9 protein-coding genes are annotated in these 14,680 nt (G+C 42.2%); 3 read left to right on the forward strand and 6 right to left on the reverse strand.

The annotated features are described in order from the left end of the window. Positions 1 to 99 precede the first annotated feature (99 nt). Positions 100 to 1,110: a LacI family DNA-binding transcriptional regulator gene (locus tag CWD77_RS02465; protein ID WP_101071643.1), complete on the forward strand. Its 1,011-nt coding sequence runs from the start codon at positions 100 to 102 to the stop codon at positions 1,108 to 1,110. Next, the gene (locus tag CWD77_RS02470; RefSeq protein ID WP_101071644.1) at positions 1,107 to 3,995 is read left to right on the forward strand and encodes an alpha-amylase family glycosyl hydrolase; all 2,889 of its coding nucleotides are present in this window, start codon (positions 1,107 to 1,109) and stop codon (positions 3,993 to 3,995) included. The genes CWD77_RS02465 and CWD77_RS02470 overlap by 4 nt, the downstream gene beginning before the upstream one ends. A gap of 725 nt (positions 3,996 to 4,720) precedes the next feature. Here the strand turns inward: CWD77_RS02470 and CWD77_RS02475 are convergent. The 4 genes from CWD77_RS02475 to CWD77_RS02490 form a co-directional block, all read right to left on the reverse strand. Then, positions 4,721 to 5,314 (reverse strand): hypothetical protein, encoded by a 594-nt coding sequence (locus tag CWD77_RS02475; protein WP_133120161.1) that lies wholly within the window; start codon positions 5,312 to 5,314, stop codon positions 4,721 to 4,723. A 308-nt stretch (positions 5,315 to 5,622) separates the two neighbouring features. Then, positions 5,623 to 6,720 (reverse strand): SusF/SusE family carbohydrate-binding protein, encoded by a 1,098-nt coding sequence (locus tag CWD77_RS02480; RefSeq protein ID WP_101071646.1) that lies wholly within the window; start codon positions 6,718 to 6,720, stop codon positions 5,623 to 5,625. A gap of 28 nt (positions 6,721 to 6,748) precedes the next feature. Next, entirely contained in the window at positions 6,749 to 8,668 is a 1,920-nt protein-coding gene (locus CWD77_RS02485; protein ID WP_101071647.1) for a RagB/SusD family nutrient uptake outer membrane protein, read from the reverse strand. Between the two features lie 25 nt (positions 8,669 to 8,693). Then, entirely contained in the window at positions 8,694 to 11,684 is a 2,991-nt protein-coding gene (locus tag CWD77_RS02490; RefSeq protein ID WP_101071648.1) for a SusC/RagA family TonB-linked outer membrane protein, read from the reverse strand. Positions 11,685 to 12,186: 502 nt separating this feature from the next. Here CWD77_RS02490 and CWD77_RS02495 point away from each other — a divergent pair. Further along, positions 12,187 to 13,191, forward strand: a complete 1,005-nt coding sequence (locus CWD77_RS02495; RefSeq protein WP_101071649.1) for a PTS sugar transporter subunit IIC — start codon at positions 12,187 to 12,189, stop codon at positions 13,189 to 13,191. Positions 13,192 to 13,455: 264 nt separating this feature from the next. Here CWD77_RS02495 and CWD77_RS02500 read toward each other — a convergent pair whose 3' ends face one another. Together CWD77_RS02500 and CWD77_RS02505 are read right to left on the reverse strand one after the other, a co-directional pair. Next, positions 13,456 to 14,169 carry an SAM-dependent methyltransferase gene (locus CWD77_RS02500; protein WP_101071650.1) on the reverse strand — a complete coding sequence of 238 codons (714 nt, stop codon included), beginning with the start codon at positions 14,167 to 14,169 and terminating at the stop codon, positions 13,456 to 13,458. Next, on the reverse strand, positions 14,156 to 14,671 hold the full coding sequence (locus CWD77_RS02505) for a hypothetical protein (RefSeq protein ID WP_133120162.1): 516 nt from the start codon (positions 14,669 to 14,671) through the stop codon (positions 14,156 to 14,158). The genes CWD77_RS02500 and CWD77_RS02505 overlap by 14 nt, the downstream gene beginning before the upstream one ends. Between the last annotated feature and the right edge of the window lie 9 nt (positions 14,672 to 14,680).

Below are 14,680 nucleotides of genomic sequence, written 5' to 3' on the forward strand. Positions count from 1 at the left end.
TTAACAGCTAAATTGCAGATTTTAATGTAAGCGCTTACACTTTATTCAGGGCGGTGATACCGGTCGGAATGGATCAAAATTTAACTGCAGAGGTTCCAATTGCCTATAACCATATATGACATTGCCAAAGCTGCCGGTGTTAGTATAGCCACGGTGTCCAGGGTGTTTAATCAGGCAGAGAATGTTAAACCGCAAACACGGAAAAAAGTCTTAAAAATTGCGGACGAAATGGGGTATCATCCGCATGTTTATGCACAAGGTTTGGCCAGTAAGAAAAAGAACCGGATTGTAATGCTGGCACCCGTCATGTCCAATTACTTTTTTACGGAAGTTCTCAGGGGAATTCAGGATAGCCTCGCGGAAGAACATTTTGAGCTTAATATTGTAAACATTGGACGGAAAAAGGACGCTTTTAAACTCGTCGAAGAGACGATTAAAAAACGGTGGGCTGAGGGGTATCTGTTGGTATCACTTCACTTTTCTGAAAAAGAGTTGAAATTACTCAAACGCCATAACATTCCGGTTTGTCTGGTGGATGATTTTAGTAACTCATTCGACTCGGTTAGCTTCAATAATGAAGAGGGAGCTTACCTGGCAACGAAGTATCTTATCTCTAAAGGAAACCGACAAATCGCAGTTCTATCAGCGAATGCGAACTCGATTCCCATTCGTGATCGCTTAAAAGGGTACAGAAGGGCTTTGGACGAATTTGAAATACCATATGATGAAAACCTGATTATTACCGGAGACAGTATGGAGCGCGACGGATTTACCGAGTTGAGCGGTTATCAGGCTATGAATAAAATTTTAAACCTTGATCCTATACCCGACGCTGTGTTTTGCACGTCCGATACCAAAGCTGTAGGTGCCCAAAAAGCGTTAAAGGAGCATGGCGTGCATCTCCCGCTCATCAGTTTTGATAACCTAACGATTGCGGAGTACATCGGGCTCTCGACAGTCAATCAACCCATGTACGACATGGGATTCCGAGCTACCAATAAACTCATTCAGAGATTGCACAACCCGGATCTGCGTATTAGCAACGAGGTTCATCATCCGGAACTTGTGATTCGCTCTTCATCAGAGAAATTAAAAGAAGTAACATCATGAATTTAGATCTTAGAAAAACGGCCTTTCTTCTTCTCCCGCTAATATTGCTGGCGCAAACCTTAGCGGCACAAGTCATAACAACCGAACCTGCTTTTCCTACGGAGGATGAGCCTCTTACAATTATTTTTGATGCATCTGAAGATCCGGGAGGAGAACTGGAGGGATACACAGGTAATCTTTATGCTCATACAGGTTTAATTGTATCAGAATCAGATCAAGGTACTTCAGAATGGGAGTATGTGATTGGTACCTGGGGAGATAACAGTGCTCAGCCTCAATTGACAAGCTTGGGCAATGATCGTTGGGAGCTGGAGATTAATGACATTCGGGACTTCTATGATGTCCCGGCCACTGAGGATAAAATTTATCAAATTGCTATTGTCTTTCGCAGTTCGGATGGCAATAGCCAGTCTCGGCCGGATCTTTTTATTGATCTCTACGATGATGAACTTCTGGTTCGTTTTACCCGGCCGGATGTATCTGCCCTGAATCCCTTTTTTGCTGAAGTGGGAGAGACGGTCAACCTGCAGGCGGAAGCATCATCCACCAATCCAATCCAGTCATTAACTCTCTTTGAAGGTAATACCGAACTGGCCAGTACCACCGAAACTTCCCTGGAGTACGACTATAATGTAACAAGCTCCGGACGTACCGATTTTGTCATAGAAGTAGAGGATGATCAGGGAAATGTTGAGTCTGACTCCCTCTATATAATGGTAAATCCTCCCGTAAATGTACAGGCTCGCCCGAATGGGATAGAAGATGGAATTCACTATCACGAGGATCCATCTACCGTTACCTTCTCCTTTTATGCACCGGATAAGCAATTTGCTTACCTGATTGGGGATATGACGGACTGGGAAATCAGTGAAGATCATTTCATGAATCTGGATGAAACTGATCCGACCGGAAACCGTTTTTGGATTACATTGAACGATTTAACACCGGGTGAGATCTATCGCTTTCAGTATTTTATTGATGGTGAAATCCGTGTAGCTGATCTCTATTCAGAGCTGATTCTGGATAGAAATAACGACCAGTATATTGATGAGTCGATCTATCCAAATATGCCACAGTATCCGCATGGTTTAACGGAAGATGCCGTTACTGTTATTGAGCCGGGTAGTGAAGAATATGAGTGGCAAGTACCCGATTTTGAACGGCCTGCAAAAGAAGAGCTTGTGGTTTATGAGTTGTTGCTTAGAGATTTTGTGGAAGAGAGTTCGTTTGATGTTTTGACCGACACGCTCGACTACCTTGAAAATCTGGGCGTGAATGCCATAGAACTGATGCCGGTTTCCGAATTCAGCGGTAATCTGAGCTGGGGTTATAATCCTGTTTTCCACGGAGCGCTGGACAAAGCGTATGGGTCAAAAGATTCTTTCAAGCGATTTGTGGATGAAGCTCACTCCAGGGGGATAGCTGTCCTGCTTGATGTAGTTTACAACCACGCTGAAGGAAACTCTCCTTTGATTCGAATTTACGGTTCAGATCGGAATTCAAATCCATTGATAGGGCCGGGACACGCATACAACGTATTTAATCACCTCAATCACGATCATCCCTACATTCAGTACTGGCTCGACCGCATGAACCGATACTGGTTGGAGGAGTACAATGTTGACGGATACCGGTTTGATTTATCCAAGGGATTTGCGACAAACGTAAACACCGGAAACAATTTGAACGGATATAATGCCGAACGAATTTCTAATCTGAAACGAATGGCGGATGCCATGTGGGAGGTTGACCCGGATTCGTACATCATTCTGGAGCATCTTGGGGCTGATTCTGAAGAGATAGAACTATCCGATTATGGCATGTTGCTGTGGGGAAATCAAAATCACACTTACAGTCAAGCTTCGATGGGATTTCAGGAAGAGTCCGATTTTTCACGTGTCTATTTTGGAAATCGGGGCTGGAATAATCCGTACCTGGTAGGGTATATGGAGAGCCACGATGAGCAGTGGATGATGTTCAGAAATCTCAATTTTGGGAATGAACTCAACGAAAATCATGATATTACCGAAGAGAGTGTCGCTTTAAACCGACAAAAACTGGCCGGTGCGTTTTTCTTCACCGTTCCGGGGCCTAAAATGATCTGGCAATTTGGCGAATTGGGTTACGGTGGCGGTCCGGGTGAGTGCCTTAAACCGGGAGACGGTTCAGACGGATCGTGTCTGTCAACAGATCCCGGACGAACGGATGAAAAGCCGATTCGATGGGAATACTACGAAGATGAAAGTAGATACAGACTGTATCGTACCTGGTCAGAGTTACTGAGACTTCGGAAATCCAGTCCGGTTTTCAGCAGTGCGGAAACGGAATTTGAATCATCCCTTGGTGGAGGCATCAAATGGATTCGGTTACAGCATCAGGATATGGATGCGGTGATTGTAGGGAATTTCAGTGTGCTGTTCCGTGATGCCACAGTAGATTTTACCCAACAAGGGGAGTGGCATGAGTTTGTAACCGGAAATAGTCTTGATGTAGGCAATGTTCGCCAAACGTTTAATCTGGCACCGGGTGAAGTTCGAATCTATACGAGTGAATTTGTTGAGCCGGCTGAAGAGAATGTGTTTTTCCAGGTTGGGGAGAATGATTTTGGGCAATTGATCAGGGAATTGAATATCGACTCGAATTATCCGAATCCATTTAATCCCTCAACACAGATCAAATATGAAGTACCGGAAGCCGGCTCGGTAGTACTGGATGTGTATGATGTTCTTGGAAGACGAGTAGCCACGTTGGTTCAGGATAATGAACATCCAAGAGGTGTATTTACCGTTGAGTTTGATGCTGCCGGACTCAGCAGCGGTGTTTATATTGCCCGCCTGAAGCAGGGAGATCAGGTGGTGTCGGAAAAGATGACGCTTATCAAGTAGGAACGCGGATTTATCGGATTTGTGGATTACGCGGATTCCTCGTGGCATGTCTACCAGCCGTACCACGAGTGTTTTATTCAAGCCTTGTTGAAAGAGAGAAAATTTAATTTAAATCTAAAATCAGGAAGGGAGATTGTCAGTATTACACTGATCAATTTTTTTAACACCCATCAAATCCATTTCGGAGGAATGTCCTGCCTCTAGATATAAACATTAATGTATACCTCATCGCACAGTAGGAGCGTCCTGTAAAGCCATTCTTTTTAAATGTCGAATAAAGCAGCAGCTCGCTTCTTTAGTTCCGTGATATGCTTGGTTGGATGAAAGAGCTTTAAATAAGATCCTTCAATGGAGAGAGCGGTCATTGCTGAAAAATCTTATATAATTTTTTTTGGGATAACGTAGCGGGATGTTACAAAATATTTACTCTAAAATTCTATAAATAAAATTGAGCTTTTTAAAGATTAAATGACCGGTTTTATAGAATTAGTAATCCTGTTCATTCATCAACCTATAGGCAGAAATGTCGCATCAACTACCTTCGGTCTATGGGCGTGTATTGTCATAATAATTTTTGAAATCTTCAGATTTACTAATGTATAGGATGGGAGATTTTTATAATACGCGGTGCCATAATAGCGAGTAGTAATAGAATGATATCTGTAGCAACTTGAATGATTAGCTAGCGGATAACTAATCAGAGAAACTCTAAGAAGTTAATAAACCTACATGCTCATGTTAATGTTAAAGTTCAACAACAAACCCCAAAAAGATTTAACAGTATTAATATCACCAACTAAATTCAGGCTTATTAAACGGTATCCGATGGCACCTTCAAATGCCATACCAACTCCCCAATTAAAATTGGATGAATGACTTTTACAATTACCAAAAAGAGAGTCTCCATTATTTGCGTATTCAGTACATTCTCTTTCAATAAATTGAGATAACCCTAAACCACCACGAAGAGAGCCCCAACTGTGGTTTTTTTGATTCTTGTAACCGTACATAACTGCAAAATCACCTACACTATCTCCTGGATCTACAAGCATTTGATGAAAACTAACATGACGCAAACCTATCACTCCAAATCTAAAGTTGGCTGCAAAATCTAATTGATAACCAAATCCGAGATCTCCAAATCCCAAACCGCCACTAAGGTTTAATGCTTTTAACTGGTTCGTTGATTCTGTTTGACGTATTTGACCATAAGAACGTTGATCTGTAAACAAACCAAATATGATTATTGTCATTAATCCAACCATCAGCATTTGGCGATAAGCAGTTTTGTAATGGGGAAAGTGATTCAGTTTGTTCAATTTCTTTCAAGCTTACGTGGTTATTGAGGAAACCTATAGTATTACCTTATCAATAAAATGGTTGCCTATATGTAATAAAACTACGGTATCTTGTGTAGTAAAAATTGAATCAATGAATGTATTACTCAATAACTACCTAAAATTGGGGTTGATGTTATAGATTGTAATTTCTGAAACTAATAATTTAAAAATGCATGATCAGAATTGATGTAATTATGTAGGTAATAATAAAAAAAAACCCGTCCGACTTTCGCCGAACGGGCTTTCAGGTATCAGTACTTAACTACTCAGTTAAGTTTATTTAGTTACTAATTTATGGCAGCTGTTCCATCTCTGAAGTTGAGCTCAATCGTAGCTTCACCTGCAGGAATTGCAACTCTATCCTGATCGCCACCAGTTCCTCTGAACTCAATGTTTCCATCGAAGAAAATGAATTCTGATTGCCACCAGTCAGTGAACCACCCACCATCATACCAAGCATACATTCTTAGATCTCCAGCTAGGAAATCTTTTGTAATAGTTAGTACTTCATTGGCATTATCTACAGTGAAAAGGTTTTCAGGTACGTTGCTATCCCAACTATCAACTGTATCACCAATTAAATAAACCTGTGGTTCAACAACTGCAACTTCATCAGTTTCAAGGTTAACAACGACCATATAATAACCGGATTCACCGGGATCTGGCATATTATTTGTTCCGATGCCATGTACTCCTTCAACAGGATCATTTCCATCCCATCCGAAGTCTTCACCCCAACCTTGTTCCGGGGCAAATTTATAACCTGCATCATTTACACCAGATTCAATCCATACGATTTTCCAGAATAGGTAAGGTTTATCAAATACTGGAATCATTGGTAAATCAACAGCAGCCCAATCCCAACTACCTACACTAGCTCCAATCATATATAGTTCTTCAGGATAAGATGGAGCAAGAGATTCATCTTCATATGGAGTGACACCTATTTCTACTGGTCGAGAATGCAAGGTTTGAATATTGTCATTGACATCAGCTCTAACTCGAATGTTTATAACTGATTCGACATCGAATGGAAGATCTGCACCTAGGAGGCTAGCATTTAAATCTTCTATTACGGGAGAAAAGTTATGACTACCCCGAACAGATGCAAGTTCTACAGGATCTTCAAAAGAATCACCCTCTGCATCCATTTCGATGGTGTATTCAACGGCTGCATCATATCCATATTCAGCAGGAGACCATTCCATCATTTCTAATTCTTCTTCTTTGTCTTCTTCATTTAGTACAAATGAAGCACCATTTGCCGGTTCCATAATTTCAGGAGCTTCAGGAGCTCCATCCATCACCGGTCCCATTGAGTCTTCACACGAGGTGAAGACCAACAGTCCGAAAATCGCCAATAACGATATAATTGATTTTTTCATGATTGTAATACTTTAAAATGATTTACGGTTAGTAACCCGGATTCTGGGTCAGGTTCAGATTCGAGTTGATATCTGAAGACGGAATCGGATAAATTTCAAAGTGGCTGCTAGTACCAGCTCCTTCCTGAACATCTCCTTTCCAGGACCAGATATAATCGTCACCGGTAAAAAGTCCGAATCTTCTCAGGTCCGTTCTTCTATGACCTTCCCAATAGAGTTCCCGTGTTCTTTCCTGTAAAATCAGGTCCAGATTAAGATCTCCTGCTGATATATTTCCAGAATCGTTACCGTATGCACGTTCACGAAGTTCATTGATATAATCTGCAGCTGTCGAGGCGCTTCCACCTGAAGCACCGCGGACGGTTGCTTCAGCATACATCAGATAGACATCAGCAAGACGGAACATTGGGAAATCGGTATCGGCGAATTCCGTACGTTTACCGGGCTGACCTGTGGATGTAATGTTTTTCCACTTGGTAACAGCATATCCGTTGGTGAATTCTGCGAGCTCTTCGATTTCAAGAGATTGGCCGTCGGTGTAGAACATTGCCCGACCTTCAGAAGTAGCAAGTTCTAAATCGTAGGTCATCGCATTCAGATCAACGGTGATATTATAAACTCCGGCTTGGTCAACCGTAATGTTGTCACCGCCATTTGTAAGCGTTCCGTTAGATCCTCCGTAGTCACCATCATCCCATGTTGGGGTGGGAGTGAATTTAAATTCAGAACCGGCCGCAGCGAAGTAAACCTGTCCGCTGTAAACATCATCACTATTCTCTGATATGAGAGCAGGGGCCTCGGCAGGTGACCAATCACCGCCATAACCGCTTGAACTTTGGTAACCGCCCGGAACATAAATTTCTGGAAAACCACCGGTATTTTCTGTTTGAACACCACTGAATGTGTCAGAATCGTCAAAGAAATCAACGAACTGAGGTGTAACTCTGTGTCCGGCCCAGCCACCATCCATCCCGAAAGAGGAGGCACTCATGCTACCACCAATCGCTGCGTGAATAATGAAGTTGGTTCCACCAAAGGTTTGAAGGTTTTCGCCATCAAAACGTATTGGGAAGATAATTTCAGAAGCCCCTTCATTGCTGTCGTTATCAGCAAAGAATAGATTTTCATAGTTCTCGGCCAGATCGTATCCACCTTCGTTGATCACTCGTTCTGCATAGGTAAGTGCATCGTCATAGCGATCTTCACCAATATAAACTTCCGCATTGAGGTAGAGTTTGGATAAGAGAGTCCAGGCAGCACCTTGATCGGCACGTCCGTACTCATTCTGTCCGGGTGCCTGAAGGTCGTCCTGTATGTCAAGAAGTTCACTTTCAATGTATGCGAACAAATCCTGTGCATTGGTTTGCTCCGGCATATAGGCTCCGATTGGGTCCTCTTCGGTAGTAAATGGAACATTACCGCCAAAGAGATCCAGTGCGTGCCAGTAACTCAGGGCTCGCAAAAAACGGGCTTCAGCTTCCATTTCTTTTATAATGCTTTCATCACGCTTTTGAGTTTCACGTATAAACTCATTTGTAAGAGCAACCTCATAAAAAATTCGGCTGTACATAGCCATCACGAAGTCATTGGAAGGCCCCCAATCATGGAAATTGAATTCTGGAAGTCCTTCATCATTCCAGCCTACAACAGCTTCGTCGGTACTGATAACTTGGTGAACCCAAAGCTGACGAATATAGCTTGAAAAACCTTCGTCAATTCCCTGGATATCGGCGTTTCCGGCCGGACCTTGTTGTCCGGTTGCCGCAAAGCCGGCATATAATTTTGCTAAAACCTGACGGAAATCATCAGGAGTATCGTACACATTCGTAGATGTGACTACATCATCGTCGATCGGAGACGTGTTCAAATCGTCCACACAAGAAGTAGCGAACGCAACCGTCAATGCAACGAGGATCAGTGCTAATATTTTAAATTTGTTATTCAACATAATCGTCAAGATTAAGATTTTTCAATTAAAAGTTGAGATTCAGTCCCAACATAAAGGTGCGTGGCCGTGGATAGAGATTGAAATCAATTCCTCCAAATACCTCAGGATCCTGCCCGCTATAGTCCGTAATCGTAAATACGTTCTGTACCGTAGCAGATACTCTCATTGAAGAGACCAGATCGAATAGACTGTCGAAAGTATATCCTAACGAAACGTTGTCCAGTCTTACAAAAGATGCATTTTCAACGTAGTGATCTGATCGATATTGAGCCGCTTCGAAACCGGTTTCATAAATGTACTCTGTAGGATTCATAGTAAATCCTGCAGTGTTGTACACTGAGTCATAGAAACCCCTGTCAGATGCTACGTTGTTATAAACATAGTTGCCGATACTTGCACGTGCAGAGAATGAAGCGTCCCATTGCTTGTACTCATAACGTGAGGACAAACCGAGTGTGTAGTCCGGATTTGGACTCTTATATCGGTACTTGTCTGCTTCATCAATCACGCCGTCTCCGTTTCTGTCAACATATAGTCCTTCAATCGGTGCACCATTCTGGTCATAAACCTGCTCAAACACAAAGAATGAGTTTCTTGGGAAACCAACACTGTGTACTTGAACTTGGTTACCGGTACCGCCGGCAATTCCACCCACTTCAACACCTACATAGGTTGGATCATCAGCCGTTGTCAGCTTCGTAATCTCATCTATGTTATAGGTAGCGTTGAACGTTACCTGCCAGTATGAATCTTCTGTAGATAGCAATCTGGTTGTGATATCAAACTCAAGACCCTGTACTTCAAGCGAACCGACATTCGAAAGGATTCGGTTTGTGAAGTTTGTTCCGGCTGGAACAGGAATCACGTTCAGGAGGTCATCCGTTTCCCGCAGATAATATTCAATGGAGCCGAAAAATCTCTCTCCAAATATGCTATAGTCGAGGGCTACGTTATATGTCGTGGTTTCTTCCCATTTCAGTTCAGAATTGTATCCTTCTGGACGCAGGGTTGTAATCCATTCATTACCGAATGCATAACGTGCTGTGTTTTGACCAAAGGTGTACTGAGGCAGATATGGGTAATTACCTTGCCCAATTCGCTGCTGGCCTGTAACACCGTAACCGAGTCTCAACTTCAACTCATTGATGTTCTCAGAATCTTCCAGGAAGCTCTCTTCATGCATCTGCCATGCAAACGCGAAAGAAGGGAAGAGTCCCCAGCGGTTATCTTCAGAGAATCTGGATGTACCATCATAACGCAGAGTACCTGTTAACAGATATCTGTCCTTGAACGAGTAGTTTGCACGACCAAAGAATGATGTGATATAGTATTCAGTAGCATAATCAGTATCACTGTCTACACGCACGGCCTGCGAACGGTCGAAGTTGGTTGAGTAGTTTGAACCCTCTTCGAAGTGATGCTCCCAGGAGTATCCTGCTGTTAAATCCAGTGAACTTTCAATGGATTCCAGGTCTGTGTTATAGTTTAGATAAAAATCGAGAAGTTCATTCTCTTTTCTCTGGTCATAATCCGATTGAACACCGGAAAGTCCCTGTCCGTCAAAAGCAAAGGCAGCTTCATCACTTACCAGAACTTTACCGTCTCCAACATCAGAGTAGTCCAGTCCAAGGTTTAGCGTAGCGGTCAGTTCTTCAAAGAATGAAGGATTGTAATCCATTTTAACATTACCGATTAATCGATAAACGGTAGATTCATCTCTTCGTTGGTCAATCAGTGCAACCGGGTTGGCCGGTGCAATAGGAATTGGATTTCCATCGCCGTCTAACCAGGCGGTATATCCACCATACTGACTTCCTCCGGACATTACAGGCTGAGTCGGGTCGAAGTTAATAGCAGTGTTAATTGCCCCCTGATCAGCAAATCTGTTGTCAACACGTGTTCCTCTAGCATTCAATTCAATAGCGAGCTGGTCATCTAACAGAGATGGGTTCAATGCGATAGAACCTGTTAATCGATCATTATAAGAGGTTTTCAAAACACCCTGATTCCCTGAGAAACCTAAAGATGCACGATAAGGTAAATTCCCTACAGCACCGCTTACACTTATATTATGGTCCTGGCTAAAGGTGTTACGGAAAATTTCATCCTGCCAGTCTGTTTGGCTGTTGCCCAATGTGTTCAGAGCACCTGAAGGCAGACTACCGTTGTCAACACCGATTTCTACAAACTGTTGGAATCTTTCAGCACTTAGTGCATCAATTCGATCCGAGTTTGTTTGGTAAGAGTATCGTCCGGTATAATTAACTTCGACATCCTGCCCGGTTTCGCCTCTCTTGGTGGTGATAATAATAACACCGTTAGAAGCACGTGAACCGTAAATGGCAGTAGCTGAAGCATCCTTTAGTACGGTAATCGACTCAATGTCGTTCGGGTTAATGGAGTTGAGTGGACTTCTCATACCGGAAATACCACCGTCATCCAATGGAACTCCATCTACAACATATAACGGATCGTTACTTGCTGATAGGGAAGAACCTCCACGAATACGAATGGTTGCGCCCGCGCCGGGTGCACCACTGTTGGATGTTACCTGAACACCGGCGGCGCGTCCCTGGAACAGCTCTTCGGGGGAAGTAATTGCACCAGCATTGAAATCCCTTGAGCTTACAACACGTACAGAACCGGTGTTATCACCTCGTTCCTGAACGCCGTAACCAATTACGACCAGTTCTGAAAGAGCCTGAACATCCGTGCTCATTTCTACATCAATGGTTTCGCGTCCGTCAACCGGTATTTCTCTGGTGACAAATCCTATGTAAGAAAATACCAATACATCATCGGCACTTACTTGAAGGGAGTATTCACCATCGAGGTTTGTAGTAGTACCTCGATCCGGTGAACCCTTTACGGTGATATTAACACCGGGCAAGGATTCACCCGTTTCTAATTCTGTTACCGTACCGCTGACCGTCAGTTCAGATTGTGCATGCGCCGGCAGGGCGTACGAACAAAAGAACAAGACCAGAAGCAGGCTGAGTAGCTGTTTTACCTTCATAAAATCTACCTGTTTTTTTGAGTTATGGAATAAATTAAAATTGTCATGGTTTGAAAGCGCTTCAATTGTTGTTTTTATCCTTCAGATCCTGATAATGTCTTTAATAAGGCACTATTTATTTTTTCTGTAGCTTGTAAATAAGATGAACTTATGAAAACGCTTACATCTTGTCTTATTAATCTAATAATTTTTTGTGAAGATTCCTTAAAGAGAGTTCACAATTCTTGCTATCTAATAGATTAAAATAGGCTTATGATATCGTTCAGAGTTTAAAAAACAGATAATAAGCCAAAATACTCTTATATCATGTATTTAACCATAGGCCAAATCAGGTTTAACCCGATTTTAGAAGGGGTATAAACTTTTAATGAAATGCTTTAATCTTATGATAATTCATAAATATTTCTTTGTTTTGTGCGCGTGTATTTGACCGCATGAAGCTCAGGCCTCTTAAGTCAGCACAGATAGAATTAGTCAGTTGCGAATCCAACAAAATGAAAACATGTCATTTCTGAAAAGTAAGGGGATAGATATCTCATTTAATACCTATGTGATTACAGCACTGTCACATATGGCTCTGGGGTTATTTGCCTCACTAATCATAGGACTCATTATTCGGACAGCCGGCGAGCAGTTTGAGATAGATATGCTGGTATCTGTTGGTCAAATGGCAATGGATCTGATGGGTCCGGCAATTGGAGTTGCCATCGCGTATGGTTTGAAAGCTCCGCCTCTGGTTCTGTTTGCCTCAGCTGTGGCAGGTGCATTTGGCTCAGCTTCCGGTGGACCCGCGGGTGCTTATATAGCGTCGCTGCTTGCGGTTGAGTTTGGGAAACTGATTTCCGGATCAACAAAAATCGACATTATAGCCACGCCACTGGTTACTATTTTTGTTGGGTATTTTGCAGCTGAATATATTGGAGTGTTTATCAACCAGGGAATGCTGGCTTTTGGTGAGTTGATCAATTGGTCGGTAGATCAGCATCCGTTTTTTATGGGAATCTTGGTGGCCTCTTTAATGGGATTGGCACTCACAGCACCAATCTCCAGTGCAGCCATTGCCATCATGCTGGGCCTGGACGGACTGGCAGCCGGGGCTGCTACAGTTGGATGTTCTGCACAAATGATTGGGTTTGCCGTGAGCAGTTACAGAGAGAATGGAGTGGGAGGATTAATTGCTCAGGGGATAGGAACTTCTATGCTGCAGATTGCAAACGTACTGAAGAAACCACTCATCATTCTGCCCCCGCTTATTGCCGGTGCGATATTAGCACCACTTTCTACCACACTCTTTAAAATGACAAACACTCCGGAAGGAGCAGGGATGGGAACCAGCGGATTTGTCGGACAGATCTTTACATTTACATCAATGGGATTTGATACTGTAGTTCTTCTCCAGGTGGCACTGCTTCACTTCATTGGTCCGGCGTTAATTTGCTGGATGATTTCAGAATTATTCAGGAGAAAAAATTGGATTTCGTTTGGTGATATGAAAATTCAAAGTTAAACCTGAATTAGAAGGTGATTCAACGTTTATATACTTAATAAAATTCAACTTATATTTAAGTAATTAGATTCTTCAATCCGGTGATTTTAGGAAAGTTTTTTAAATTTCATTGAATTCCTTTTTTGAACGGAATTATAATAAAATAGTTCTTAGGTGAAAACTATATCCTATTGGTAATCATTGTAATGCATATACTTTCGTAAATAAATTATATACCTAAATAATTTAGGTTATGAGTATTTTGTAGCAAAAAATGACTCTTTTTTAACTCCCGGAGTAGATCAAAAACAGACAGGGCTTTTTTTGCAGATCAGGCTTGTCATTTTGCTTCCAGTGATGAACAGTTTTGGACTGAATGAACTCATCCTTTTGTGTAATATTACAAGCGACACAGAGACGGGTTGATGGACGTAATTTATTTAGCAGGAGTTCAAAAAGTTGCTCATTGCGATGAGGCGTTTCCATGAAGATTTGAGTTTGATTCTTCTGAGAAGATTCCTGCTCAAGTTCGGATAACTCTTGTATTCTCTTTTTGTCGTTTAAGGATAAATAACCTTGGAAAGCGAAAGATTGTCCATTCATCCCGGACGCCATCAAAGCCATCAGGATGGAAGAAGGGCCAACGAGCGGGATGACTTCAATTCCATTATCGTGGGCCAATTTTACCAATTTCGCACCGGGATCGGCCACACCCGGAGCACCGGCCTCCGACATCAATCCTACATCCTGATCCTCCAGTAATTTCAGGAAACTGTAAATCTCTTGATCAGGCGTTTTTTTATTAAGCACTCTCATCGTCATCTTATAGGGAGGAGTAGGGTGCTTGATCCACTGCAGAAAACTTTGCGTGGTTTGAGGTTTTTCTACAATAAAGCAGTTCAGCTTTTTCGTGATCTCCAGGGTATGTTCAGGAAGAGCAAGGTTTTTCTTACGTTTACTTATGGGAGTAGGTATCAAATAGAGCTTATGCTTTTTCATTTTCTTCCGAATCTTCGTTTTTATCTATTCGCACGATGTCCAGTTTTTCTTCGCCATATTTTATTCGTTTAGCCGCAAACCGTGAACCGTAAAGCGCAATAATTATGGTTACTACGAGCCCGATTGCAGTTACCCCCAAATTTACCTTAATCACACTTTGCTGCAGATCGTACGTTGGCATTAACACAATGGGTTTAAATGAATCGGCTAAGTAACGAATAGGAATCAATTCAGAATCCATTATAACCTGAGCCATCTGGACCGGTAGACCGAGTTGTTCTGTGATGACCTCGTCATCCGACGTGGTAAATTCAATAACCACATAACCGTTGGTTTGTGCAGCAATCTGTTTTACGTCAAAATCAATGACTGTAGCAACATAACTCGTCCCGTTTTCGAAGCTATCTTGAAGGCCAAAATATGTTGTAGCCTGATACCCAAATTGATAGAGGAAATATAGCGGAAGAAGCCAGATTAGATATATAAAGTAGTACTTATTCATTTTCATTCT

The sequence above is a fragment of the Rhodohalobacter barkolensis genome, from assembly GCF_002834295.1.
GTDB lineage: Bacteria > Bacteroidota > Rhodothermia > Balneolales > Balneolaceae > Rhodohalobacter > Rhodohalobacter barkolensis.